25 protein-coding genes are annotated in these 25,175 nt (G+C 67.6%); 8 read left to right on the top strand and 17 right to left on the bottom strand.

Annotation, left to right across the window (positions count from 1 at the left end):
• Nucleotides 1–79: 79 nt before the first annotated feature.
• Together CRO07_RS09815 and puuE are read right to left on the bottom strand one after the other, a co-directional pair.
• Nucleotides 80–922, bottom strand: a complete 843-nt coding sequence (locus tag CRO07_RS09815) for a bifunctional allantoicase/(S)-ureidoglycine aminohydrolase (protein WP_097030516.1) — start codon at nt 920–922, stop codon at nt 80–82.
• Nucleotides 919–2,334 (bottom strand): allantoinase PuuE, encoded by a 1,416-nt coding sequence (puuE, locus tag CRO07_RS09810; protein WP_097030515.1) that lies wholly within the window; start codon nt 2,332–2,334, stop codon nt 919–921. Before puuE ends, CRO07_RS09815 begins: the two co-directional genes overlap by 4 nt.
• A 113-nt stretch (nt 2,335–2,447) precedes the next feature.
• On the opposite strand from puuE, the gene uraH reads away from it, so the two are divergent.
• The 3 genes from uraH (at nt 2,448) to CRO07_RS09795 (ending at nt 3,950) form a co-directional block, all read left to right on the top strand.
• Complete coding sequence (gene uraH / locus CRO07_RS09805) at nt 2,448–2,786, top strand: hydroxyisourate hydrolase (RefSeq protein ID WP_097030514.1); 339 nt, start codon at nt 2,448–2,450, stop codon at nt 2,784–2,786.
• 221 nt (nt 2,787–3,007) lie between these two features.
• Nucleotides 3,008–3,163 (top strand): light-harvesting protein, encoded by a 156-nt coding sequence (locus CRO07_RS09800; protein WP_096786656.1) that lies wholly within the window; start codon nt 3,008–3,010, stop codon nt 3,161–3,163.
• A gap of 13 nt (nt 3,164–3,176) precedes the next feature.
• Complete coding sequence (locus CRO07_RS09795) at nt 3,177–3,950, top strand: light-harvesting protein (RefSeq protein WP_097030513.1); 774 nt, start codon at nt 3,177–3,179, stop codon at nt 3,948–3,950.
• A gap of 230 nt (nt 3,951–4,180) precedes the next feature.
• On the opposite strand, the gene CRO07_RS09790 is transcribed toward CRO07_RS09795, so the two are convergent.
• From CRO07_RS09790 to CRO07_RS09775, 4 genes are all read right to left on the bottom strand, one after another.
• A complete protein-coding gene (locus CRO07_RS09790) occupies nt 4,181–5,155 on the bottom strand; it encodes a 2-dehydropantoate 2-reductase (RefSeq protein WP_097030512.1) in 975 nt (324 codons plus the stop codon).
• Nucleotide 5,156: 1 nt separating this feature from the next.
• Complete coding sequence (locus tag CRO07_RS09785) at nt 5,157–6,692, bottom strand: acyl--CoA ligase (RefSeq protein WP_097030511.1); 1,536 nt, start codon at nt 6,690–6,692, stop codon at nt 5,157–5,159.
• 172 nt (nt 6,693–6,864) lie between these two features.
• A complete protein-coding gene (locus CRO07_RS09780; RefSeq protein WP_097030510.1) occupies nt 6,865–8,043 on the bottom strand; it encodes an AI-2E family transporter in 1,179 nt (392 codons plus the stop codon).
• Nucleotides 8,044–8,152: 109 nt separating this feature from the next.
• On the bottom strand, nt 8,153–9,505 hold the full coding sequence (locus tag CRO07_RS09775; protein WP_097030509.1) for a BLUF domain-containing protein: 1,353 nt from the start codon (nt 9,503–9,505) through the stop codon (nt 8,153–8,155).
• Nucleotides 9,506–10,017: 512 nt separating this feature from the next.
• On the opposite strand from CRO07_RS09775, the gene CRO07_RS09770 reads away from it, so the two are divergent.
• Entirely contained in the window at nt 10,018–10,713 is a 696-nt protein-coding gene (locus tag CRO07_RS09770) for a CbiX/SirB N-terminal domain-containing protein (RefSeq protein WP_097030508.1), read from the top strand.
• Between the two features lie 25 nt (nt 10,714–10,738).
• Here the strand turns inward: CRO07_RS09770 and CRO07_RS09765 are convergent, their stop codons facing one another.
• From CRO07_RS09765 to CRO07_RS09740, 6 genes are all read right to left on the bottom strand, one after another.
• Nucleotides 10,739–13,330, bottom strand: a complete 2,592-nt coding sequence (locus CRO07_RS09765; RefSeq protein ID WP_235840966.1) for a hybrid sensor histidine kinase/response regulator — start codon at nt 13,328–13,330, stop codon at nt 10,739–10,741.
• Nucleotides 13,331–13,402: 72 nt separating this feature from the next.
• A complete protein-coding gene (locus CRO07_RS09760; RefSeq protein WP_097030506.1) occupies nt 13,403–14,797 on the bottom strand; it encodes a glutamine synthetase family protein in 1,395 nt (464 codons plus the stop codon).
• A 5-nt stretch (nt 14,798–14,802) separates the two neighbouring features.
• The gene (locus CRO07_RS09755) at nt 14,803–16,155 is read right to left on the bottom strand and encodes an aspartate aminotransferase family protein (protein WP_097030505.1); all 1,353 of its coding nucleotides are present in this window, start codon (nt 16,153–16,155) and stop codon (nt 14,803–14,805) included.
• Nucleotides 16,152–17,234, bottom strand: coding sequence for a 5-(carboxyamino)imidazole ribonucleotide synthase (locus CRO07_RS09750; protein WP_097030504.1), 1,083 nt, complete (start codon nt 17,232–17,234; stop codon nt 16,152–16,154). Before CRO07_RS09750 ends, CRO07_RS09755 begins: the two co-directional genes overlap by 4 nt.
• Nucleotides 17,227–17,712 (bottom strand): 5-(carboxyamino)imidazole ribonucleotide mutase, encoded by a 486-nt coding sequence (gene purE, locus CRO07_RS09745; protein ID WP_097030503.1) that lies wholly within the window; start codon nt 17,710–17,712, stop codon nt 17,227–17,229. Before purE ends, CRO07_RS09750 begins: the two co-directional genes overlap by 8 nt.
• 72 nt (nt 17,713–17,784) lie before the next feature.
• Nucleotides 17,785–18,003, bottom strand: a complete 219-nt coding sequence (locus CRO07_RS09740) for a YdcH family protein (protein ID WP_097030502.1) — start codon at nt 18,001–18,003, stop codon at nt 17,785–17,787.
• 215 nt (nt 18,004–18,218) lie between these two features.
• Between CRO07_RS09740 and CRO07_RS09735 the strand changes: the two genes are divergently transcribed.
• The 3 genes from CRO07_RS09735 to CRO07_RS09725 all read left to right on the top strand — a co-directional run bounded on the left by CRO07_RS09735 (nt 18,219) and on the right by CRO07_RS09725 (nt 19,685).
• On the top strand, nt 18,219–18,686 hold the full coding sequence (locus CRO07_RS09735; protein WP_176504540.1) for an Hsp20 family protein: 468 nt from the start codon (nt 18,219–18,221) through the stop codon (nt 18,684–18,686).
• Nucleotides 18,683–18,907 carry a DUF1150 family protein gene (locus CRO07_RS09730; protein WP_097030500.1) on the top strand — a complete coding sequence of 75 codons (225 nt, stop codon included), beginning with the start codon at nt 18,683–18,685 and terminating at the stop codon, nt 18,905–18,907. Before CRO07_RS09735 ends, CRO07_RS09730 begins: the two co-directional genes overlap by 4 nt.
• Nucleotides 18,908–19,208: 301 nt before the next feature.
• On the top strand, nt 19,209–19,685 hold the full coding sequence (locus CRO07_RS09725) for a cytochrome b (protein WP_097030499.1): 477 nt from the start codon (nt 19,209–19,211) through the stop codon (nt 19,683–19,685).
• 31 nt (nt 19,686–19,716) lie between these two features.
• Here the strand turns inward: CRO07_RS09725 and CRO07_RS09720 are convergent, their stop codons facing one another.
• The 5 genes from CRO07_RS09720 to trxB form a co-directional block, all read right to left on the bottom strand.
• Nucleotides 19,717–20,532: an acyl-CoA dehydrogenase family protein gene (locus CRO07_RS09720; RefSeq protein WP_204840002.1), complete on the bottom strand. Its 816-nt coding sequence runs from the start codon at nt 20,530–20,532 to the stop codon at nt 19,717–19,719.
• Complete coding sequence (locus CRO07_RS18905; protein WP_204840001.1) at nt 20,469–20,690, bottom strand: acyl-CoA dehydrogenase family protein; 222 nt, start codon at nt 20,688–20,690, stop codon at nt 20,469–20,471. The genes CRO07_RS09720 and CRO07_RS18905 overlap by 64 nt, the downstream gene beginning before the upstream one ends.
• A 128-nt stretch (nt 20,691–20,818) precedes the next feature.
• Complete coding sequence (locus CRO07_RS18680) at nt 20,819–21,205, bottom strand: helix-turn-helix domain-containing protein (RefSeq protein ID WP_176504539.1); 387 nt, start codon at nt 21,203–21,205, stop codon at nt 20,819–20,821.
• Nucleotides 21,206–21,620: 415 nt separating this feature from the next.
• Nucleotides 21,621–23,327 carry a bifunctional sulfate adenylyltransferase/adenylylsulfate kinase gene (locus tag CRO07_RS09710; RefSeq protein ID WP_097030497.1) on the bottom strand — a complete coding sequence of 569 codons (1,707 nt, stop codon included), beginning with the start codon at nt 23,325–23,327 and terminating at the stop codon, nt 21,621–21,623.
• Between the two features lie 187 nt (nt 23,328–23,514).
• Nucleotides 23,515–24,456, bottom strand: a complete 942-nt coding sequence (trxB, locus tag CRO07_RS09705) for a thioredoxin-disulfide reductase (RefSeq protein ID WP_097030496.1) — start codon at nt 24,454–24,456, stop codon at nt 23,515–23,517.
• Between the two features lie 192 nt (nt 24,457–24,648).
• Between trxB and CRO07_RS09700 the strand changes: the two genes are divergently transcribed.
• Nucleotides 24,649–25,149, top strand: a complete 501-nt coding sequence (locus CRO07_RS09700) for an Lrp/AsnC family transcriptional regulator (protein WP_097030495.1) — start codon at nt 24,649–24,651, stop codon at nt 25,147–25,149.
• The last annotated feature ends 26 nt before the right edge of the window (nt 25,150–25,175 follow it).

Here is a 25,175-nt window from a genome sequence, read left to right as displayed (position 1 = left end):
CGGGGGCCGGGCCTCCCCCCGAGGATATTTGGGCCAGAATGAAAGAGGGGCCCGTTTTTTGGAGACGAGGTGCGGGGGCTTAGCGCGGGGGGCCGAAGGCGCCGGGGCCGCGCAGGCGGGCGTGGCGGTTCACGTCCTTGTAGAGGAGGTAGCGGAACGGCCCGGAGCCGGCGGCGTAGCAGGCCTGCGGGCAATAGGCGCGCAGCCACATGAAATCGCCGGCTTCGACCTCGATCCAGTCGCGGTTCAGTTTGTAGACCGCGCGGCCTTCGAGGACATAGAGGCCGTGTTCCATGACATGGGTTTCCTCGAACGGGATCAGCCCTCCGGGCTGGAAGGTGACGATGTTCACATGCATGTCATGGGCAAGGTCGGCCGGGTCGACGAAGCGGGTTGTCGCCCAGCGGCCGTTGGTGTCGGGCATCGCGATGGGGGTGATTTCGGATTCATTCGTGACGAAGGCTGCGGGGGGGGCGATGCCGGGGGCGGGTTCGTAGAGTTTGCGGATCCAGTGGAAGCGCGCGGGTTCGTGGCTGCCGTTGTGAAGGCGCCAGCGTGTTCCGGCCGGGATATAGGCATAGCCGCCGGCACCGAGTTCGTGTTCCTGGCCGTCGATGGACAGCCAGACCTCGCCATGCGTGACGAACAGCACCGACTGCGCGCCCGGTTCGGGATCGGGCATGTCCGAGCCGCCGCCGGGGGCGACCTCCATCACATATTGCGAGAAGGTTTCGGAAAAGCCTGTCATCGGCCGGGCGATCAGCCAGAGCCGGGTGTGGCTCCAGCCCGGCAGGGCGCTGGTCACGATGTCGGAGAAGACGCCGCGCGGGATGAAGGCGTAGGCCTCGGTGAAGGTGGCGCGGCCGGTCATCAGCTGGCTTTGCGGGGGAAGGCCGCCGGGGGGGGCGTAGTAGCTGGTCATTTGAACATGTCCTGAAGCCGGAGTTCTGCGATGCGGTCCACCTGCCGGCAAGCGGTGGCGAATTCGGTCGCGCGGTCGTTGGTGAGGCGCTGGTGGAAGGCGGCGAGGATACCGGCCTTGTCGTGGTCGCGGACCGCGATGATGAACGGAAAGCCGTGTTTTGCGGTGTAGGCTGCGTTCATCTTGGTGAAGGCGGTATGTTCGGCGTCGGTCAGCGCGTCGAGGCCGGCGCTGGCCTGTTCCGCGCTTGAGGCCACGGTCAGGCGGCGGGCGGCGGCCAGTTTGCCGGCCAGGTCGGGATGGGCTTGCAGCACGCCCAGCCGGTCCTTGTCCGGGGCAGAGCGGAAGGCGCGGGCAAGGGCGCTGGCCAGCCCCGCCGGGCTGTCATGGGCCGGCCCCAGTTCCAGCGCCCAGGCGCGTTCGGCCACCCAGGGGGAATGTTCGTAGATCCCGCCGTAAAGCGCGATGAAGCGGGCGCGATCCATCTGCGAGGGGCGCTCGATCCGGCGGTGGGGGTGGGTGGCTTTCCAGTGGGCCGCGATATCGGCGCGGCGGGGGAACCAGACGCCATCGTGGCCGCGGGCGTAGTCGAGAAACCGCCTGAGCCCGGCGATCTTGCCGGGGCGGCCGATCAGGCGGCAATGCAGGCCGATCGAGAACATCTTGGCGCTGCCCGAAAGCCCTTCGCTATAGAGGGTGTCGAAACTGTCCTTCAGGTAGGTGAAGAACTGCTCGCCCTCGATATAGCCCGGGGCGGTGGCGAAGCGCATGTCGTTGGCTTCCAGCGTATAGGGGATCACCAGTTGGTCGCGGTCGCCCAGTTCCAGCCAATACGGCAGATCGTCGTCGTAGGTGTCCGAGATCCAGTCGAAACCGCCTTCCTCGGCGGTCAGTCGCACCGTGTTCATCGAACAGCGTCCGGTATACCAGCCGCGCGGGCGTTCCCCCACCACCTCGGCATGCAGGCGGATGGCCTCGGCGATCTGGCGGCGTTCCTCTTCGGGGGGCATGTCGCGATGCTCGACCCATTTCAGCCCGTGCGAGGCGATCTCCCACCCCGCAGCCTTCATCGCGGCCACCTGTTCGGGCGACCGCGCCAGCGCGGTGGCCACGCCATAGATCGTGACCGGGATGTTCATCGAGGTGAACAGCCGGTGCAGACGCCAGAAGCCCGCGCGTGCGCCGTAGTCGTAGATCGATTCCATGTTCCAGTGCCGCTGACCCGGCCAAGGCTGGGCGCCGGCGATGTCGGACAGGAATGCCTCGGATTGCGCATCGCCATGCAGCAGGCAGTTCTCGCCGCCCTCTTCATAGTTCAGCACGATCGAGACGGCGATTTTCGCGCCGCCGGGCCAGGCTGCATCGGGTGGGTTCGGGCCATGGCCGCGCAGGTCGCGGGGGTATCGGTTCATGGGAGGCTCTCCGTCTTCACGGTTCAGGAAAGCCCCGAAAGCGGGCGCCTGCAAGTCCCTGTCGCATCCGTTCGGGAAACTCGGCAAGCTGGATGCGGCAGAAGGAGGATCGCATGGGACGACTGACGACACATGTGCTGGATACCGCGCGGGGGTGCCCCGCCGCCGGGATCAGGATCGCGCTGACCCGCGCGGGCGAACCCCTGGCCGAAGCGGTGACCAATGCCGACGGCCGCACCGATGCGCCGTTGCTGGCTGGCAACCTGGCCCCCGGGATTTACGAGCTGGTCTTTGCCGCCGGCGACTATCTTCGCGCCACCGGGCAGGTGGCCGAGGGGGTGGCGTTTCTCGACCAGATCCCGATCCGCTTCGGCATCGCTGACCCGGACGGGCACTATCACGTCCCGCTTCTGCTCTCGCCGTTCGCTTATTCGACCTATCGCGGCAGCTGAGGCAGGCACCGCCGGCAAATAAGTCGCACCCGATTCCGGGGGTGTCTCATCAGGTTGACATTGCGGATGTCCAAGAATCGTTACAGGTTCACACTGTCGAGAATTCGGTAAGGGCGCCGGGCGGCAAGTGGATCACACACCCAAGCCAGCGGGATCTGCCGTTTTCGAAGCCAGCGTGCAGGCCCTACACGCATGATGGATGAATATTCGGGAGTACCAAGTTGACCGATGATCCGAAAAAAGTCTGGCCGAGCGGCCTGACGATCGCTGAAGCGGAAGAGGTGCAGAAGCAGCTCATCCTGGGAACCCGCGTTTTCGGCGGCATGGCGCTGATCGCGCATTTCCTGGCGGCGGCGGCGACGCCGTGGCTCGGCTGAGGGAGGAGTAACGATGAACAACTCGAAAATGTGGCTGGTGGTCCGTCCGACCGTTGGCGTTCCGCTGCTGCTGGGCACCGTGGCCATCAGCTCGCTCGCCGTGCATGCGGCGGTGCTGAACACCACGCCGTGGCTGGCCGACTACTATCAGGGCTCGGCTCCGAAGCCGGTCGCCGCTGCCCCGGCCGAAGAAGCCGCTCCGGCCGCTGAAGAAGCCGCTGCCCCGGCTGAAGAAGCCGCTCCGGCCGCTGAAGAAGCCGCTGCCCCGGCTGAAGAAGCCGCTCCGGCTGCTGAAGAAGCTGCTGCCCCGGCTGAAGAAGAAGCTGCTCCGGCCGCTGAAGAAGCTGCTGCCCCGGCTGAAGAAGCCGCTCCGGCTGCTGAAGAAGCCGCTCCGGCTGCTGAAGAAGCCGCTGCCCCGGCTGAAGAAGCTGCTCCGGCCGCTGAAGAAGCCGCTGCCCCGGCCGAAGAAGCCGCTCCGGCCGCTGAAGAAGCCGCTGCTCCGGCTGAAGAAGCCGCTGCTCCGGCTGCTGAAGAAGCCGCTGCTCCGGCCGCTGAAGAAGCCGCTGCCCCGGCTGCTGAAGAAGCTGCTGCCCCGGCCGAAGAAGCTGCCCCGGCAGCCATGTCGCTGGTCGACATCGCGGCCCGCCTGAACGCGCTTGGCTACACCGTGTCGTCGGTCTCGAAGACCGAAACCGGCTATGTGGTCAACATGACCGATGCGAACGGCATGCCGGTCGCTGCCACGCTGGACCCGGTGACGGGCCTTCCGGTCGTGGCCGCCCAGTAATCGACCTCCGGGCCGATCTGTGGAAGGCCGCTCGAAAGGGCGGCCTTTTCGCATCCATGATCCCGCCGCGGGTTTCGCCATGCGATGTCCGCCACCCGTCCGGCTGAAAAAAACTGCCCGTGCCACGTTCCACTTCGGAACGCCGCCCTCTCGTTGTTCATTCTGGCCCAAATATCCCGGGGTCCGGGGCAGCGCCCCGGCGGCGTCCAGTCTGCCGGATCCGTCCAAGGTCAGGCCAGACCCGCCACCTTCGCGCGCAGCCGCACAAGGGCAAGCACCGTCGCGATGGTGGGCGTGGCTACCCCCACCAGACGTCCGACTTCGGCCACCGATCCCACAAGGGCGTCGATCTCCATCGGCCGGCCCGCCTCCAGATCCTGCAACATCGAGGTGCGGTGCGCGCCCACCGCCGCGCCGCCATCGATGCGCCGCTCGACGTCCACCGGGAATTTCACCCCCAGCCGCAGGGCGATCGCCTCGGCCTCAAGCATCATCGCCCGCGCCACGCCCCGCGTGCCGGGGTCGGTGCACAGCACATCCAGCGTCGCCTGCGTCAGCGCCGAGATCGGGTTGAACGACAGGTTCCCCCACAGCTTCACCCAGATCTCGTCGCGCAGCCGCGGTCGGACCGGCGCCTTCAACCCTGCCGCGGTCAGCGCCGCCGACAGCGCCAGAGCGCGGTCCGAAATCGCACCTGACGGCTCGCCCAGGGAAAACCGCCGGCCCTCGATATGGCGGATGACGCCCGGCTCGGGCACGTCGGCGGCGGGATAAACCACGCAACCCAGCACCCGGTCTGGCCCGAACTGCTGCCACTGCTGCCCGCCCGGATCGACGCTGTCCAGCCGCGTCCCTTCCAATGCGCCGCCGTGGCGGTGGAAATACCACCACGGCAGCCCGTTCACCGCCGATACCAGCGTGGTGTCCGGCCCAAGCATCCGGGCCACCTGCGGCACCACTGCGGGCACGGAATGGGCCTTCAGCGCCAGGATCACCTGATCCTGCGGCCCAAGATCCGCAGGCTCGGCCGAGGCGCGGACCGGAACCCTCACCTCGCGCCCGTCCTCGATCAGCGTCAGGCCGCGGGACTGCATCGCTGCCAGATGCGCCCCGCGCGCCACCAGCGACACATCGGCCCCGGCAAGCGCCAGTTTCGCGCCCAGATAACCACCGATCGCGCCGGCGCCGAAGATGCAGATCCGCATGTCAGACCGGGTCTGCCAGTCCCAGCTTTTCGGCCAGTCCGATCCGTTGCAGCTTGCCCGTGGCGCCTTTCGGGATCTCGTCCAGCAGCACCACCCGCCGCGGCACCTTGAAATCGGCCAGCCGCTCGGCACAGAAGGCGCGGATTGCCGCCTCATCTGCGGCCATGCCCTCGCGCAGCACCACCGCCGCCGCCACTTCCTCGCCCAGCTTCGGATGGGGCAGGGCGAAGGTCACCACCTGCGCCACCGCGGGATGGTCCATCAGCACCCCGTCGACTTCCAGCGGGGAAATCTTCTCGCCGCCGCGGTTGATGATCTCTTTCAGCCGGCCGGTCAGGGTCAGATAGCCATCGCCATCCAGCTGGCCCTGATCGCCGGTCCGGAACCAGCGCAGGCCCTCGGCTTCGAAGAAGGCGGCGTCATTGGCGGCCTCGTTGCCCTCATAGCCCGGCATCACGTTCGGCCCCGAGATCACGACCTCGCCCGGCCCTTCGACCAGCCAGTTCCCGGTTTCCGACGCGATCCGCACCGCCGGGCCCGCCGCCACCCCGACCGATCCGGGCCGTTGCGCACCGGGGGGCAGCGGGTTTGCGGTCATCTGATGCGCGGCCTCGGTCATGCCATAGGCCTCGATCACCGGCGCGCGGAAGGTGTCCGCCAGCGCCCGCATCATCTGCGCCGGCAGCGAGGCCGATGAGGATCGCAGGAAGCGCAGCGGCACCCGTTCGAGGATCTCGGCGTTGTGCCGCGCGCGGGACAGGATCGCCTGATGCATCGCCGGCACCGCGGTATACCAGGTCGGCCGTGCCGCTTCGAGCCAGCCGAAAAAGCGCAGGGCATCGAACCCCGGCGCGCACCAGACCGAGGCGCCCGCGGCAAGGCTGGCCGAAAGCGCCCCCACCAGCCCATGAATGTGAAACAGCGGCATCACGTTCAGGCAGCGGTCATGCGGTGTCAGCGCCAGCGATTGCGCGATGTGATGCGCCGAGGCTGCGATGTTGCCGTGGCGCAGCGGCACGATCTTCGGCCGCGAGGTGGTGCCCGAGGTGTGCAGGATCAGCGCAATGTCGCGGGGCCGCGCGGTGGCGCGGTCGGGCTCTCCCGGGGCCACCGTTTCTGCGCGCAGGGTGAAACTGCCGGCCGGATCTGCCGCATCATGGCCCAGACGCAGCACGGCAAGGCCCAGCCGCGTGGCGGCCGTCAGCGCCGGCCCGTCATAGCCGTCGGCCAGAACCACCGCCTTCGCGCCAAGATCGGCCAGATAGAACTCGAACTCATCCAGCCGGTGGGCGGGGTTCATCGGCGCCGTCACCGCGCCTTCGGCAATGGCGACGAAGGCTGCCGCCATCTCGGGGCCGTTCGGCAGCACGATCGCCACCCGGTCGCCGTGCCCGATCCCGGCGGCATGCAGCGCATGGACCGTGTGTTCCACCAGATCGCGCAGGCCGGCATAGGTCAGCCACGGCCGGTCCGGTGCGCCGATCGCCAGCGCGTCGTTGCGGTGAAAGGCAATAAGGTCGGAAAGCGTGGCGGACATGGGATGTTCCCTTGGCAGTCGCGGGGCGTGGATCGCCCTCTGCCACCCATGTCGCGCCGCATTACGGGCGCGGTCAAGGGCCGATCCTCGCCGCGCAGCAGCATCGGCCGGCCCGCGGGCCTTGGCCTGTCAGGTGAAGGTGCGGCGCCCGGTTGAAACGCGCGCCGTCGGGTCAGGCGGTTTCGGCTTGTCGTGGTTGCAGGGCGTTTGCGGGGGTTTCGGCCGTCAGGGCGGGCGGCTCGGTCAACTCAAGCTCTCGTTGCCATTCGCGCCACATCGCAACCAGAAGCGACATCAGCACCGGGCCCACGAACAGGCCGACGATGCCCATGGTCTGCACCCCGCCCACAAGGCCGAAGAAGGTCGGCAGGAACGGCAGCTTGACCGGCCCGCCGACCAGAACCGGGCGGATCGTCTTGTCGACCACGAACAATTCGACCGTGCCCCAGACAAACAGGCCCAGCCCGGCCCAGGGCGACCCGCTGGCCGCAAGATAGGACGACACCGCCACCACGCAGAACGGTGCCCCGCCCGGCACCAGCGCCATAAAGCCGGTGATGACGCCCAGCGTCACCGGCGAGCCCAGCCCGGCGATCCAGTAGGCCGTGCCCAGCACCACGCCTTCGCCAATCGCGATCAGCGTCATCCCGGTGACGGTCGAGCTGATGGTGGCCGGCACCACGCGCGAGATCCGGTCCCAGCGCCCGGGCAGGATGCGGCTGCCGGCGCGGTCGATCTGCGCCGCGATCCGTTCGCCGTCGCGATAGAAGATGAACAGCGCGATCAGCGTGAACAGCAATGTCAGTGCAAGGTGGAAGGCCAGGGTTCCGGCCGTCAGGATTCCGCGGGAAATGGTGCCGATATTGGCGCCCGAGACAAGCTGGACCAGTTCGCTGATCGCGCCCGGCTCGCCGATGTAGTCGCGCCATTGTTCGGCCAGCCACGGGCCGGCATGGGGCAGCCCGGCCAGCCATTCGGGCGGCGGGGCGCCGAGGCTGTTGGTGTTGATCGCCCAGCCGATCCAGGACTGCAACTCGCCGAAGGCATAGACCAGCGCGCCCATCACCGGCAGGACAAGGAAGGCAAGGATCATCACGATCAGCGCCGTCCCGGCAAAGCCGCGACGGATACCCAGCGCCTGTTCCAGCCGCAACAGCAGCGGCCAGCTTGCAAAGGCGATGATCAGCGCCGCCAGCACCGGCACCAGAAAGCCGTGAAAGAAATAGACCGACGCGGCCAGCACCAGAAGCAGCAGCCAGCGCGCGGCAGAGACGTCAGTGATCAAGGGGCGGCGGCCTCGGGAAAGCGTCGCCTGTGCAGGAGAGAGCCTTTCGGATCTGGTCTTGTTCATCGCCGTTCCGGCCAAGCCTTTTGTGGGGACGGCCCGCTGGCCGACCTGCCACTATGTAGGCACTGCCGGGCGCGTTGCACCCGGGATCGGAAGGATTGAGCGAAAAAAGTCAGGCGCTGCGGCGGCTGTCCTGACGGGCAGCCATCCGGCTCAGGACACTGGGCATGACATTGGCCAGAAGGAAGTCCGGGTTGATGCGTTTGTCGCAGAACTGCATGGCCGGCATCCGGCAGGCCCGCATCGAACAGCAATCGGCATTCTCGGGGCAGGCCACGCGGGCGACGCAGCCCGCCACATCCGACAGGTTGCGAAAGCCCGCGTCGGCCCCGGTCTCTTGCAGCACCTTGGGGGCTGCGCGGCCAAGCCGACCGCCCACGATGATGCGCTGGCGCGGCAGATCCTGCCCGGCCCGAACCGCGGCGATCAGATCGCGAAGGCTCGCCTCCTGCACCGGCCCATCCAGCAGGCTGGGCACGATCACCAGCGTCGCGGTGCGGGTGGCTTTCAGGCGCGCCACCAGTTCCGCGGTGCTTTCGGGGTAAAGCACGGCGGTGGACCAGCCCGCCGCGCGCAGCATCTCGCCGGCCAGTGCGGCTTCCAGGATCGGCTTCTGCCCCGGGGTTGCGGCCACCGTCACGGCGCCATGGCCCTTTTGCGGATCGGGCATGTGGTGGATGCGCCGCAGCGCCATCTGAAGCGACGACAGCGCCAGCGTCACCTGAAGCGCCGAGATCCGGTCTGCGGCAAGGTCTTGTGTCAGCCGCTCGGCGCAGCGTTCGTAAAGTCTTGCGAAATCGGTGGCGGTGGGGGCGTGGGTGCGCAGCAGCGTCTCGATCTCGGCCAGCGCGCCCAGCGGGTCGGCCAGCAGCAGATCGCCCAGCCGCGCCGCTGCCTCAGCCAGCGCCGAGCGTTGCGAATGGCGCCCCCGCATCGAGAACAGCGCCAGTGTCGGCGTCTCGGGGCCATCCTCGCGCACCAGACCCTGCGCGGCGCAGACGTCGGACAGGAAGCGCCGCACCGCGGCCACACGGTCCAGCGGCAGGGTGCCGGTATCGTCGGGCAGCAGGCTGCGGCCGACGGTCACCACCTGGTCGCACCCGTCCGGGGCCATGCAGCGGATGTCGGATTCGGCACAGGACAGTTGCATGTGCCAGTCGGCAAAGCGGCGCTGGTCGATGGCTTCCTGCGAAAGGATCTCGATCTCGCTGTGGCGATGGTCGCGGTTGATATAGCCCATGATGCTTGAGACGGCATCGGCCGGGCCTTCCAGCCATTGCAGGAACCGTCCCCCGGCATACAGCAGGACGCCGGTGACGCCGACTTCCGCATTCCGGACCTGCGAGGCTTCGACGATGTCGAGAACGTCGCGCATTGTCAGGTCAGGGGCCGCAACGCTGCGATAACAGCAAGAGATCAGTGCCGAGCCCGCCATCGCGACCTCTCCTTCGAATTCTTGTGCCATCCCTCGCCCCTTAAATCCGAGCAGGTGCAGAAACAAGTTATCCGATACCGCAGGCGGCGGCCTGCGTCAATTGGTCCCTTGTTGTGCTGCCGTGCCGCTGTCCGAGCCTTGCCTTCCCGCGCGGGCGATGCCGCGACGGACGGATGTTCCGGTAGCCGGGCAACGCTTTCCCGGCGGTCCGTCAGGGCCGCGGATCGCGCAGCCGATCAAGGATGTCTGGCAAGGCGCCATTGCGGGATGCAAAAGGCATCCGCCTGCAACGATCCTGCCACACTCATCACCACGCTTCGAAGCATCGGACCCGACCCGGACCGAGTCAAGAAGTCGCACGGGGGGTGCGTCAACATATACCCCAGATGGATCGTTTCCGGCGCAGCCTTGCCGGTGCGGGAAGGGCTTTGCGGCCGGGCCGCGGCGGGCCGCCCGGAATTTGATCGGTTCGCGCTGTTGCGGGCTTGCGGCCGGGCCGGGAATCGCGGCCAATCGACCCTTGGCTATCGGAAGGGGCAAGGATGCAGCCAGCACCGCGGACCGCGCTGATCGTGGCGCATGGCCAACCCTCGGACCCCGGCCCGGCCGCGGCCGAGATTGCGGCGCTGGCCGCCAAGGTCGCACCACATCTGCCGGGGTGGCGCGTCAGGGCGGCCACGCTGGCCGAGGACGGCGCCTTGCCGCACGAGATCGCGGCGGCCGGGGCGCCGGGGCTGGTCTATCCCCTGTTCATGGCTGGCGGCTGGTTCACGCAGACCAACCTGCCGCGGCGCCTTGCGGCGGCGGGGGGGCAGGGCTGGCGGATCGCGGCGCCCTTTGGCACCGATCCCGCGGTGACGGATCTGGCCGTCACCCTTGCGCGCGAGGCGCTGGCCAAGACGCCGGCGCCCGCGATCCTGCTGGCGGCGCATGGATCGTTCCGCAGCCCCGCCCCGGCCGAGGTGGCCCGCGCCTGCGCCGCGCGGCTGGCATCCGCGCTTGGCCTGCCCTGCGAGGCCGGCTTTATCGACCAGACCCCACGGATCGCCGAGATCGCCCGCACCATGCCCGACGCGCTGTGCCTGCCGTTCTTTGCCGCGCGGGGGGGGCATGTGGTCGAGGATCTGCCCACCGCACTGGCCAGCGCGGACTTTCGGGGCCGGGTGCTGCCGCCGCTGGGTCTTGATCCGCGGGTTCCGGCGCTGATCGCTGCGGCGATTCGGGCGGCGGCGGCCTGACCCCGGCCACCGATCCTGCGGCGGCCTAGCCCTGAGCGCCCATCGCGGGGTGATGGTCTGCCCCGTCGGGCGCGTGGGCTTCGGCCTGCCGCAGCGCGCGGGCCTCGTCTGCCAGTGCGGTGCGCGTCGCCTGCCACAGATCGGGCAGCGCCGCCAGATCGGCCCCCGCCGGCGCGCCCTGCCGCAGCGCATCCAGCAGACGGGTCAGGCGCTGGTGCAGCGGGCCGCTGCCAAAGGTCGAGATCGCGCCCGCCATCTGATGCGCCAGCCGGCGCGCGGCATCGGGGGGCGGTTCGCTGCCCAGTGCGCGCAGGCGCGACATCACCGCATCGCCGTCAAGGATCATCTGCCGGATCAGCGCCGCCAGCGCCGGCCCGCCGATCTGCGACCGAAGCTCGCGCATCTGGTCGGTGTCGATGGCCGAAGGCGGCGGCGGTGCGGTGGGCTCGGGTGCGGTGACCAGTGCGCGCAGCAGCGCGGCCCGGCCGATCGGTTTTTGCAGGCAGACGTCGATCCCGGCCCGGCTCAGCGCCTCGGGTTCGGCGGCCAGCGAATGGGCGGTCAGCGCAAGGATGCGCGACCCCGCCGATGGCCCGCCGCCGTCGCGGATGCGCCGGGCGACCTGCAACCCGTCCAGTACGGGCATGGAAATGTCGGTCAGCACCACGTCGAACGTCCGGCGGTCGGCCTCGGCCAGACCTTCCAGACCGCTGCGTGTGGCCACGACCTCGTGCCCGGCGCTTTCCAGAAAGCTTTGGGCGATGAAACGGTTGATGTCGTTGTCTTCGATCAGCAGCACGGTCAGGGGGGCCGCCGCGGGCAGACTGTCCGCGGCATCGGGCGCAAGGGCCGCGGCCGGGGCGGTGCCGGGGCGGAACGGCAGGCGCAGGGTAAAGCGGCTGCCGCTGCCCGGCGCGCTGGTCACGGTGATGTCGCCGCCCATGATCCGCGCCAGCCGGCGCGCGATGCCAAGGCCAAGCCCCGTCCCGCCCGAGCGCCGGTCATAGCCCGAATCCAGCGTGACGAAATCCTCGAAGATCCGCTGGTGGTTCTCGGGTGCGATCCCGATCCCGCTGTCGATCACGCGGATCTCAAGCCAGTCTTCGATGATCTGGGTTTCGACGATGATATGACCGTTGCGGGTGAATTTCACCGCATTGCCCAGCAGGTTCAGCATGACCTGCCGCAGGCGTGCCGGCTCGCTGCGCAGTGCGCCGATGCGCCCCGACAGCGGGCGTTGTTCCAGCACATTGCCCCCCGAGGCCGCAATGCTGGCCTGATTGGCGATGCAATCCTCGAGCAGCCGTTCGAAATCGAAATCGATGAACTCGGCATCCGCGGGCCGCGCCTCGGAGCGGGCGATGTCGAGCACCGAATTCACATGGTCCAGCAGGATCTCGGCCGAGGCCCCCAGCACGGTCACAAGTTCGCGCTGGCGCCGGTCCAGCGGGGTCTGCGCCAGCAGTTCGATCGAGCCGACAAGCCCGTTCAGCGGTGTGCGCATCTCGTGGCTCATGACCGCCAGAAAGTCGGCCTTGGCCTGTTCGCCCGCCAGCGCGCGGTCGCGGGCTTCGGTCAGTTCGCGTTCCGCCCGGCGGCGGGCCGAGATGTCGCGCATCAGCGCCACGATGATGTCGCCGCCCTCGACGCGCGCCGGCGCCAGCGAGACCTCGACCGGAAAGCGCGAGCCGTCGGCATGGATCGCCTCAAGTTCCAGCCGCAACGGGCCGTCGATCCGCGGGTCCGAGGTCTGAAGCGCCTGCGTCACCCGCAGCCGCTGTTCGTCGCGCGCGTCCTGCGGAAACAGCAGATCCATCGCATCGGCCCCGAACAGCCGTTCGCGCGGGTGGCCAAAGATGGCCAGCGTCGCCCGGTTGCAGTCCAGAACCCGCCCGGTCCAGTCAGTGACAAGGATCGCATCGGCCGAGGTGCGGAAGATCGTTTCCAGCCGCGCCCCGGTGCGCCGCGCCGCATCGGCCTGTTCGCGCGACCGCAGGTAAAGCCGCATCAGCTGCACCGAGACCACCGACAGCACCAGCACCAGCACCACCGTCAGCACCACCAGCCGCAGAAGGGCGGCGCCGATCACGGCCCGGTTTGCGGCGATCTGCACCTGATGGTCGGCCCGCGCCTGTTCGGCAAGGGTGGACAGCGCGTCCAGCATGTCGCGGGTTTCGGTCAGAAGTGGCGTCAGTTCGGCTGTCAGCGCCGCGTCCTGCAAGGTCGCGGTGGCCAGAAGCCGGCCGCTGCGACGGTTCAGTTCCGCCAGCCCTTCGGCATAGGGCTGGGTTCGCAGGATCTCGGCGGCGGCGAAGGTGGCATCCAGCCGGCGCATCCGCATGCCGATTCCGTCCATCGACTGGCGCAGCCCGGCAAGCTGGGTGGCCGGCGCCGGGCCTGCCAGCATGGTGGTCAGCCGGGCCAGTTCGGATTCAAGCTCGGTCAGTTCGTGTTCGACGGTCTCGCTCAGGTCGAACTGGATATGAAAGAACCTTTGTCGCGCGTCGAAGGCCAGCGCGATGATGGTGGCGGCGCAGGTGGCCACGACAAGGGCTGCGACCGGCAGGCGCAGCTTGTGCCAGACGGTCGAGGCGGGGCTTGCCCGCAGTGCATCCATGTTGCGTCCGAACCCCATCGCCGCGCAGCCTAGATCAGCCGTGGCGCACAATCCAGCGTTGTGAGGCGGGGCTTAGACCGTATGAAGATACAGGTCATAGTCCACATCGGGGATCGTCCGCGCGACACGGGCGTATTCGGCGGCCTTGATTGCGGTGAAGGTGCGGTGCATGTCCGGCCCCAGCGCCTCGCGCAGGAAGGCGGATTGTTCGGCGGCCAGGATCGCGCTGCGCCAGCAGGTGGGGATCGGCGGCGCGTCCTGCGCCTCGGCATAGCCGTTGCCGGTGGTTTCCGGGCCGGGGTCGATCTGCTGTTCCAGCCCGCGGCGGATGCCGGCCAGCACGGTGGCGGCCACCAGATAGGGGTTTGCGTCCACCCCCGCGGGGCGATGTTCGATCCGCCGGGCGCCGATGTCGCCCGCCGGGATGCGCAGTGCGACCGAGCGGTTGTTCACCCCCCATGTCGGCGAGACCGGCGCATAGCTTTGGCTGGCGAAGCGCCGCCACGAATTGGCGTGCGGGGCAAAGACCAGCATCGATTCGCCCATCGTCTCGCGTAGGCCGCCCAGCGCGTGCAGGATGGCGCGCGACCACTGGCCTTCGGTTTCCTCGATGAAGATGTTGCGCCCCTCGCGGTCGCAGAGCGACACATGCAGATGCATCCCCGATCCGGCATAGCTTTCCACGGGTTTGGCCATGAAGCAGGCCGTCACGCCATGCGCCCGCGCCTGTGCCCGCACGATCCGCTTCAGCCGCATCAGGTCATCGGCCGCCATCAGGATGTCGGTGCGGTAGTGCAATGTCAGTTCATACTGCCCCGGCGCATATTCCGAGATCATCGTTTCGGCCTTGATCCCGGCCTTGGCGGCGCTGGCGTAGATATCCGCGAACAGCGGCATCATCCCGTGCAGGTGGTCCACCGAATAGACCTCGGTCTTGGCCGAGGCGCGGCCGTCCAGCACGTCGCGCGCCGGTTGCACCCGGCCGTCGGGGCCGCGGTCATTGGCCAGCAGGAAGAACTCCAACTCGAATGCGGCCGAGGGGTAAAGGCCCAGATCCGCCAGTGCCTTGACCTGCCGGGCCAGCGCATGGCGCGGATCGGATGTCATCGGGGTGCCGTCAAGGTCATACATGCACATGAAGACCTCGCCGCGCGGGGGCGTGGTGCCATGCAGCGGCACCAGCGTGCCGGGGATCGGCCATGCCCGCAGGTCGCCGTCGCCCTGATCCCAGATCAGGCCGGTTTCGTGCACGTCCTCGCCGCAGATATCGAGGCCAAGGATCGAGATCGGCAGATGCCGCCCGCCCTTGTAGAACGACAGCAGTTCGTGCCGGCGGATGATCTTGCCGCGGCCGATGCCGTTGGCATCGTGCAGCACGATGTCGAAGGCCTCGATCCCGGGGTGGGCGGCAAGGAAGGCTTCGGCTTCGGCAAGGGTCGAACCAGAGGGGCTGGGAAGGTCGGTCATCGGGGCTATCCCTGAAAAAGCTGGGAAAGGATGTCGTCGAAGGCGCGGGTCAGGCGGTCGATCCGGCGCGTGCCGGTGGCGGGGCTGACCAGCATCATGTTGTGGAACGGCGCGATCAGGCAGCCACGGTTCAAAAGCCCCAGATGCAGCGCGGCTTCCAGTTCGGGGCGATGGGCAAGGACGGCCTCGGTGCCGTTTCGCAGCGGGCCGGGGGCGCAGATGTACTCGACCCGGGCGCCCACACGCACCACATGCCACGGTGCGCCCACACGGGCGATGCTGGCCGACAGACCCGCGGCAAGGCGGCGGGCGCCGGCCTTCATCGTGGCATAGTTTTCGGGGGTCATCACCTCGGCCAGCGTTGCGCGCAGGCAGGCGAATTGCATCGGATTGGCCGAAAGCGTGGTGCCCATGCCGGAATGGCCCTGCGGCCGGGCGGCGTCATGGGCGGCAAACCGTGCCGCCAGATCGGGCGCAAGGCCCCAGACCGCCGCGGGCATCCCGCCCGCCACGCATTTGCCGACCACAAGGATATCGGGCGACAGCCCGTGAACCCGGCCATATCCGCCAAGCCCGGACGAGATCGTGTGCGTTTCATCCAGAATCAGCAGCGCCCCGTGCTGGCGCGACAGCTTGCGCAGCGCATCGTGAAAGCCCGCGTCGGGCAGGACCATGGCGCAGTTGGTCATCACCGGCTCGGTCAGGATCGCGGCCACCTCGCCGGTGGCAAGGGCAGCCTCGACGGCGGGAATGTCGTTGAACTCGACCGCGACGGCGGTCAGGCCAAGGTCGGCCACCTGCCCGACAAGGCCGGGGCGCGCGACGGTGCGGCCGTCCTTCAGCGTCACCATCGCCTCGTCCACGGTGCCGTGATAGCAGCCGTTGAACACCAGCACCTTCGGCCGGCCCGTGACTGCGCGGGCGACGCGCAGCGCAAAGCGGTTGGCGTCGGTTGCGGTGGTGGCGATCTGCCAGCGGAAATCCCCGAAACGATCGGTCAGCAGGCGGCCGGCTTCCAGTGCGTCCTTGGTCGGCAGCATGTAGGTCAGCCCGCGGCGGGCCTGTTTGCGGATCGCCCGCGCGACCGGCGCGGGCGAGTGGCCAAACATCGAGCCGGTGTCGCCAAGGCAGAAGTCATCCAGCCGGTGGCCGTCGATATCTGTGATCCGGGCGCCCTTGGCCCGCGCCACCACCAGCGGGAACGGCGTGGGCCAGTCCTTCATCCAGTGCATCGGCACGCCGCCCAGAAAGCGGTCGGCGCCGTCGGCCAGCGCCTTGCGGGTTCTGGGGCGGGCGGCGTGGAAGGCGGCGCGTTCGCGTGCGGCGAAGGCGGACAGCCGATCCGCCGGGACGGTCATGGCGCCTCGACGGGCCGAAGGATGCGGTTCACATGGCCCATCTTGCGGCCGGGCCGGGCCTCGGTCTTGCCGTAAAGATGGATTGCGGCGTTGCGTTCCAGCGCCAGCGCAGGCACCCGCGCCACATCGTGGCCGATCAGGTTTTCCATCTCGACATCGGCAAAGCGCGAGCCGTCGCCCAAGGGCCAGCCCGCGACCGCGCGGATATGCTGTTCGAACTGGTCCACCACGCAGCCGTTCTGCGTCCAGTGGCCCGAGTTGTGGACACGGGGCGCGATCTCGTTCACCAGAAGCGCCTCGGGGGTCACGAACAGCTCGACCCCCAGCACGCCGACGTAATCCAGCGCGTTCAGGATGCGCCCCGCCAGCAGCACCGCATCGGTGCGCTGCGCCGAGGTCAGCCGCGCGGGCACGGTCGTGGTGTGCAGGATGCCCGACAGATGCACATTCTCGCCGGGGTCATAGGCCGCGACCGACCCATCCAGCCCGCGCGCCGCGATCACCGACACCTCGTGGGTAAAGCGCACAAAGCCTTCCAGCACCGCCGGTTGACCTTCCATCGCGGCGAAGGCGGTGGGGGCGTCGGCGGGGTCCATGATCCGGGCCTGCCCCTTGCCGTCATAGCCGAGCCGGGTGGTTTTCAGGATCGCGGGCGTGCCGATGCCATGCAGCGCCGCATCCAGATCGGCCAGCGTGTCCACCGCGCGATAGGGCGCCACCGTCAGCCCGATCGAGGTCAGGAAGCCCTTTTCCGCCAGCCGGTCCTGACTGATCGCCAGTGCGCGGCGGTTCGGGCGGATCGGCTTCAGGCTTTCCAGCAGGTCCAGCGCCGCGGTGGGGATGTTTTCGAATTCATAGGTAATGACATCGACCGAGGCCGCAAAGGCCCGCAGCGCGGCCTCGTCGTCATAGGGCGCGGTGGTCACGGCATGGGCCACGTCGGCGGCGGGCGGGTTGGCGCCCGGTTCGAACACATGGCTGCGAAAGCCAAGCCGAGAGGCCGCAACCGACAGCATCCGGCCCAGTTGCCCGCCGCCAAGGATGCCGATGGTGGCGCCGGGGTGCAGACGATCAGTCATCCGAAGGCTCCTCGGGGATCGAATCCGACAGTGCCGCGCGCCAGTCGTCCAGCCGCTGGCCCAGCGCGGGATCGGAGATCGCAAGGATGCCCGCCGCCATCAGCCCGGCATTGGCCGCTCCCGCCGCACCGATCGCCATGGTCGCCACCGGAAAGCCCTTGGGCATCTGCACGATGGAATAAAGGCTGTCGACGCCCGACAGCGCGCGGGTCTGCACCGGCACGCCGATCACCGGCACGCGGGTTTTCGATGCCATCATTCCCGGCAGATGGGCCGCGCCCCCGGCCCCGGCGATGATGACCTTCAGCCCGCGGTCCACCGCGGTCTTGCCATAGGTCCACAGCCGGTCGGGCGTGCGGTGGGCCGAGACGATCCGCGTCTCGTAGCTGACCCCCAGCGCGTCCAGGATCGACGCCGCCTCTTTCATCGTGGCCCAGTCGGACTGGCTGCCCATGATGATTCCAACGTCCACAGCCATGCACACCGCCCCCTAGTTCACAAGGCGCGCACTATAGCGGCGGCCGGGGCGGGGGCAAGCGGGCGGGATCGGTCAGGCGATGATGTCGGGGATCAACTGATCCTCAAGCTTCACGATCTGGTCCTTCAGCGACAGCTTCTGCTTTTTCAACCGGCGCAGCGTCAACTGATCGCCGCGGCCCCCGTGTTCAAGCGCCGCGATCGCTTCGTCCAGATCCCTGTGCTCTCGCCTCAGCACCTCAAGCCGGATGTGCAGCATGTCTTCGAAGTTCATTTCAGGGGACGCATTCATGGTTCTGGCCTTGCCGGTGATGTCGCCGGATATGTTTTTGATGAGTCGCCGTCCCCGCAATATACAGATCCGGCGCCTTTGCGGGAAGAAACCTGCACGGCCCGAAGTGTCGCGGGCGAAACGCGGGCCCGGCCTTGGGGGCGGGACTTGCGGCCCCTTTGCCCAGCGCCCATATTCGGATGGCGCGGGATGCCTTTGCGGGGTTGCGTGCGCGAATGTCGCTTCTGCAAGGACATGACGGAATGACCAAACTGAATTTCGGCGGCCACCCCTTCCTTCTCGGGTTCGAGCAACTTGAGCGGCTGGTCGAACGCACCGCCAAGACCGCAAGCGAAGGCTATCCCCCCTTCAACATCGAAGCCGTGGCCGAAAATGCCTATCGCATCACGCTGGCCGTCGCCGGCTTCCGCGAGGATGAGATGGCGATCACCGTCGAGGACCGCCAGCTTGTGATCCGCGGCCGGCAGGCCGAGGACGCGAGCGACCGGGTGTTCCTGCACCGCGGTATCGCCTCGCGCGCGTTCCAGCGCAGCTTCGTGCTGGCCGAGGGCGTCGAAGTGGCCGGCGCCACCATGGAACACGGGCTGCTGCACATCGACCTGCGCCGCGAGGTGCCGCAGCCCGTGGTGCAGACGATCCCCATCGGGCGCAGGCGGGTCGTGACGGAAGGAGTCGGACAATGAACACGCCATTCGATTTTCCCCCCGGCACCGGCCGGCTGGTCTATGTGCGCCCGGTGCCGGTCGCGGACCTGCCCGAGGATGTTCAGGGCATGGCCCGCGGGCTGGACCGGATCTATGCCGTCCATGACGCGGATGGCGAGCGTCTTGCGCTGGTGCGCGACCGGGCGCTGGCCTTCATTCTGGCCCGTCAGAACAACCTTGCGCCGGTGAACGTCCACTGAAACCGGCTTTCGAGGCTTTCGAGGCTTTCGAGGCTTTCGAGGCTTTCGAGGCTTTCGAGGCTTTCGAGGCTTTGGGGTGGTGCCGGTTCCCGGCGTCCAGCCATACCGCAAAGGGGCGGGGGGGCGTTGCCCGGCTGATGCGCTGATGCCGCCGTTTCGCCCCGTCGCATGGCGGAAGGGCGATGGGGCCGCGACATCAAGGCCTCTTTTCTCTTGTTCCTGCTGTGTCAGCCTTTCCGCCTTCGGATGAAGATGCGCCGGCCTGTCCGGCCGCATCGGCCAGGCAAGTTCAGGTGAGGCGATGACGCAACAACCGGGATACACCAAGCTTCAGATTTCCCTGCACTGGGCGATCGCGGGGCTGGTTCTGTTCAACTTCATTTTCGGCGGCATCATGGAAGCCGCCTATGACGCCGTGCGCGAAGGCGCGCAGCCTGCGGGCGTGGGCCATTACCTTCATATCGTTGTGGGGGTGGCGGTGCTGGCGCTGTCGCTGGTGCGGATCGCCGCCCGCTTCATCCTTGGTGCGCCCGGGAAGGGCCCGACGCGCGGCGACAAGGTGGCGGCGGCGTTGCAGGGCGTGCTTTACCTGCTGACGCTTCTGGTGCCGGCGCTGGGCATGATGACCTGGGGCGGCGGGCAGGGCTGGGCCGCGGCGCCGCATGTGATCGCGGCCAATGCGATCATGGTGCTGGCGTTGGTTCATGCGCTGTCGGCGCTGGCCCATCAGTTCGTCCTGAAGGACGGGCTGCTGACGCGCATGATGCGCCCGCGCTAAGGCCCCGGCCGGCAGACCCCCGCGCGCCCCGTTATGGGGCAGGCGCGGGCCGACCGCGCCCCGCTTGACCCGCGCCGCCCCTCAAGGGGGGCACGCCCCATGCCATCAACGGACGCCCCGCCTTGGGTGTGGCGTCCGTTTCCATTTTCCGGCCCGGCGGGTGTGGGGCAAAAGCTGTTTGCAGGGCCTTTGGCCGCGCTTTGGCGAAAAGCCAGCCGGCCCTGTCCCGATCAGCGGCGCACGGGGTCGGCCTGCCACTTGGGGAACAGAATGCCCCGCTCGATTTCCTTGATCTCGTTCTCGGGCGGACAAAAGGAAAGGATTGCCGCCGCGCGCAGGCATATCCGAGCGTCAGGTCAAGAACCTTGGTGGCCTTGCCCACCGCCCGCGCGCCGGCCTGCGCCAGCCGCACCCGGCCCGGCATGCCCAGCGCCATGCGAAAGCCCTCGCCGCGCGCGCCCAGCAGGTGTTCGGCACCCAGCATCAGGTTATCGAACGAGAGTTCGACATGGCTTGTGCCGCGCAGACCCATCATCGGCTGATCGCGCCCGATGGTCAGCCCCGGCGTGCCGCGGTCGACAAGTAAAAACGAGATGCCACGCGCCCCCTTGCCCGGATCGGTTACGGCCGAGACCACGAAAAAGTCCGACACCAGCCCGTCCGAGATGAAGGGCTTGCCCCCGTTCAGCACCCAGCCGCCGGCGCCGTCCTCGGTCGCATGGGTGGTGATTGCGGCCGCATCCGATCCGGCGCCGGGTTCGGTGATGGCGATGGAACAGACCCTTACGCCGCGCACCGCTGGGCGCAGCCAGCGGTCGATCTGTGCGCCCTCGCCGGCCAGAAGCACCCGTAGACATTGCCGAAGGCGCGGCTGATCAGGATGTCGGTGGTGCGGCCGAACTGTTCCTCGACCAGCATCATGTCGAAGGCCGACAACCCGCCGCCGCCATGCGCTTTTGGAATGTTCATCGCATGAAGCCCCAGTGCCGAGGACTTTGCAAACATCGCGGCGGCGGTCTTGGGGGGGTGCGTTCCACCTCGTCTTCCAGCGGTGCCAGATCGGCCGCGATGAAGTCACGGTATCGACCAGCAGGCGCTGTTCGTGCGTCAGTGAGAAATCCATGGAAGCTTCGTCAGTTGGCTGCGGGGGGCGCGGCGGTGAAATAGGCAGACCCCGCAACCCGGTCTGACAGGTCGGCGGCGGCGGCCAGCAGGGCAGGGGACAGCGCCGCGATCCGGTCGGGCGCAATCCGGGTCGAGGGGCCGCCGATCGACACGGTTCCCAGAACGGCGCCGCTGGCGGGATGGCGGACAGGTGCCGCCAGCGCCGACATCCCGGGGGCAGAGCTGCCGATGGCCACCGCGACATGGCCAAGGCGGATCAACTTGGCCATCAGTCGGTGGGCGCCGGATTTCGGCATCTTCAGCACTGCGGCGATCCGTGCAAGGCTGGCGCCTTCGGCTGTGCAGGCAAGCCGTTCAAGCGCGGCAAGGCAGCGGCCGGTGTGGCTGTATGCCATGCGATACCTTGAAACTGGAATGGTTTTCCGCCGTCGGATAGCGGTTGTATCGCACCTGCCGCTTTTGGTCGGGGGGGGGGAACATCTTGTTCTGTCGAGGTGTTTGAAAAGCATTTGGCGCCGCGCGACTATGGCCCGCAAATCCGGGTCTGAAAGCGGGGCCAGTTCACTGAACAGCGACCCGCTCGTTTCGTTCGTCCCGCGCATCATATCCCCCGCCGTTGTCGTGCCGGAGGGGTGAATCCTGTGCCTCAAACCGGGCCAAGGGCCGACTAGTTCAGCGGCCTGCTCATCGCCGGGCAAGGTGTGGGGTATGTCGCGACCGAATGGGTCGGGTCATCCGCTTACAGCAAAGGCCGGCCCTGTCGGGGGCCGGCCTTTTTCCGTTGGGGGCCGGGCTTGCCCGGCACGGGGATCAGGCCCGGATCAGGCCCATCTGTTCCAGCTTCAGGATCACCTGATGCGCGCAGTGGTCCACGTCGACATTGGTGGTGTCGACCACCAGTTCGGCCTTGGCGGGAACCTCGTAAGGGTCGGAAATCCCGGTGAACTCTTTGATCTTTCCTTCGCGAGCCAGCTTGTAAAGCCCCTTGCGGTCACGCTTTTCGCATTCCTCGATCGGGGTTGCGACATGAACCTCGATGAAGGCGCCAAAGGCTTCGATCATCTCGCGCACCGCGCGGCGGGTGGCGGTATAGGGCGCGATCGGCGCGCAGATCGCGATGCCGCCGTTCTTGGTGATCTCGGATGCGACATAGCCGATGCGCTTGATGTTGATGTCGCGGTGCTCTTTCGAGAAGCCGAGTTCCGACGACAGATGTTTGCGCACCACGTCGCCATCGAGCAGCGTGACGGGGCGGCCGCCCATTTCCATCAGTTTCACCATCAGCGCGTTGGCGATGGTCGACTTGCCCGAGCCGGAAAGCCCGGTGAAGAACACGGTGAAACCCTGCTTTGCGCGCGGCGGCGAGGTGCGGCGCAGTTCCTGCACCACATCGGGGAACGAGAACCATTCCGGGATCTCCAGCCCCTCGCGCAGGCGGCGGCGCAGTTCGGTGCCCGAGATATCCAGCACGGTCGAGCCTTCCGGCACCTCGTCCACCGGATAATACTGGGCCTTTTCCTGCACATAGACCATCTGTTTGAAATCGACCATCTCGATGCCGATCTCGTTCGCGTATTGCTTGAACAGCTCCTGCGCGTCGTAGGGGCCGTAGAAATCCTGGCCTTCGCTGTTCTTGCCGGGGCCGGCGTGGTCGCGGCCCACGATCATGTGGGTGCAGCCGTGATTCTTGCGGATCAGCCCGTGCCAGACCGCTTCGCGCGGGCCGGCCATGCGCATCGCAAGGTTCAGAAGGCTCATCGTGGTGGTCGAGGCCGGATACTGATCCAGCACCGCCTCGTAGCAGCGGACGCGGGTGAAATGGTCGATGTCGCCGGGCTTGGTCATGCCGACGACCGGGTGGATCAGCAGGTTGGCCTGCGCCTCGCGCGCGGCGCGGAAGGTCAGTTCCTGATGCGCGCGGTGCAGCGGGTTGCGGGTCTGGAAGGCGACCACGCGGCTCCAGCCCATCTTGCGGAAGAAGGCGCGCAACTCGTTCGGGGTGTCGCGGCGGGCCTTGAAATCATAGTGGACCGGCTGCTGGATGCCGGTGATCGGGCCGCCCAGATAGACCTTGCCCGCCGCATTGTGCAGGTAGTTCACCGCCGGATGGGCCAGATCGTTGGCGCCAAAGACCTTTTCGGCCTCGCGGTCCTTGTTCGGCACCCATTTGTCGGTGACCGACAGGATGGCCAGGATCACGCCTTCGGCGTCGCGCAGCGCGATGTCCTGACCCGGCTCGACGCTTTCGGCGAATTTCTCGGACACGTCCAGCGTGATCGGCATCGGCCACAGCCGGCCGTCGGCCAGGCGCATGTTGTCCACCACGCCGTCATAATCGGCTTCGGTCAGGAAACCCTTCAGCGGGTGGAAGCCGCCGTTCATCAGCAGTTCAAGGTCGCAGACCTGACGCGCGGTCAGATCCCATGAGGGCAGGTTGCCCGCATCGACCTTCAGTTTCTGAGCCGAGTCGTAAGAAACATAAAGCTCGGGGACGGGGGCATGGTTGGGAAGGGACATGAAACAATAAGCCTCTGGCCGGAATGAACCGGGACGCCCCGGTTTTCGGGGGCGAGTTATCCCGTCGCGGGGGCCGGTTTCAAGCGTGGATCACGGAACCCACGCCATATAAGGCGGAAATACCGCCTTCCCGGCGCGCGGGAAAACGCGCGTCCTGCAAGGGGCCTGAGAGAAGGATCTTTCCCCGTCATTCCTCGCCGGAAAGGAAACGTTCCGCGTCCAGCGCGGCCATGCAGCCCATCCCGGCCGAGGTCACCGCCTGCCGGTAGACATGGTCGGTCAGGTCGCCCGCCGCAAAGACGCCGGGGATCGCGGTCCGGGTGGTGCCGGGTTCCACCTTCACATAGCCGCCATTGTGCAATTCCAGCTGGTCCTTGACCAGTTCGCTGGCGGGCTCATGGCCGATGGCGACGAAAAAGCCGTCGCAGGGCACCTCGACCGTCTCGCCGGTGTGGACGTTCTTCGCACGCACGCCGGTCACGCCCAGCGGCGCTTCGGTGCCCAGAACCTCCTCGATCGCGTGGTTCCACAGGATCTCGATCTTCGGGTTCTTGAACAGCCGCTGTTGCAGGATCTTTTCGGCACGCAAGGAATCGCGGCGGTGAATCAGCGTGACCTTGGTGGCGAAATTGGTCAGGAACAGCGCCTCTTCCACCGCCGAGTTGCCGCCGCCCGCCACGACCACTTCCTTGCCGCGGTAGAAGAAGCCGTCGCAGGTGGCGCAGGCCGAGACGCCGAAGCCCTTGAATTTCTCCTCGGACGGCAGGCCCAGCCAGCGCGCCTGCGCGCCGGTGGCCAGGATCACCGCATCGGCGGTATAGGTCATGCCGCTGTCGGCCTTTGCCACAAAGGGGCGCTGCGACAGATCAAGCGAGGAAATGTAGTCCGAGATCACCTCGGCCCCCATCGCCCGGGCGTGTTCTTCCATCCGCACCATCAGGTCGGGGCCCTGGATCTCGCGCTCGCCGGGCCAGTTCTCGACCTCGGTGGTGATGGTCAGCTGGCCGCCGGGCTGAAGGCCCTGGATCAGCAGCGGCGACAGCATCGCACGGGCCGAATAGACGGCGGCGGTATAGCCGGCCGGGCCCGACCCGATGATCAGAACCCTTGTGTGCCGCGTGTCGGACATGGCGTGTCGCCCCTTATGGCCTTTTCCCGGCGACCCATATAGAAGCTGCACGCGCGGGCCGGAAGCCCCCTTGCCGCATTGCGCCAAGGGCCGCCATTTCGCAATGGAAGTCCGGCAATTGATGCTTTCGCGAAATATTATTGCGCAGGCGGGCGCAAGACTCTAAAGTCTCGCGGCAGCAAGGAGAGCTTTATGGCCGGATCGAAACTCGACCCCATCGACCGTCACATTCTGGCCGAGCTTCAGGACGACGGGCGCATGACCAATGTCGAGCTTGCCAAGCGGGTCGGCATCTCGGCCCCGCCCTGCCTGCGCCGGGTGCGCACGCTGGAAGAGGCGGGCTATATCCGTGGCTATCATGCCGACATCGATCCGCGCGAACTGGGATTTGAGGTGCAGGTGTTCGCCATGGTGCGGCTGCACAGTCAGGCCGAGTCGGACCTGTCGGCCTTTGAAGGCCGCTGCCGCGCCTGGCCCCTGGTGCGCGAGTGTCACATGCTGAACGGCGAGATCGACTTCATCCTGAAATGCGTGGCGCCCGATCTGCCCAGCTTTCAGACCTTCCTGACCCAGGAACTGACGGCGGCCGAGAATGTCGCCTCGGTCAAGACCAGCCTTGTGATCCGCTGTGCCAAGGACCGCCCCGGCGTGCCCTTCGACGTGCTGGAAGCCCGGCTTCAGCGCAGCGCCTGACGGGGGGCGGGCGCTGCGGCGTCCAT

It is taken from the genome of Cereibacter ovatus (assembly GCF_900207575.1).
GTDB classification, from domain to species: domain Bacteria; phylum Pseudomonadota; class Alphaproteobacteria; order Rhodobacterales; family Rhodobacteraceae; genus Cereibacter_A; species Cereibacter_A ovatus.
This window is presented reverse-complemented; position numbering and strand designations above follow the sequence as displayed.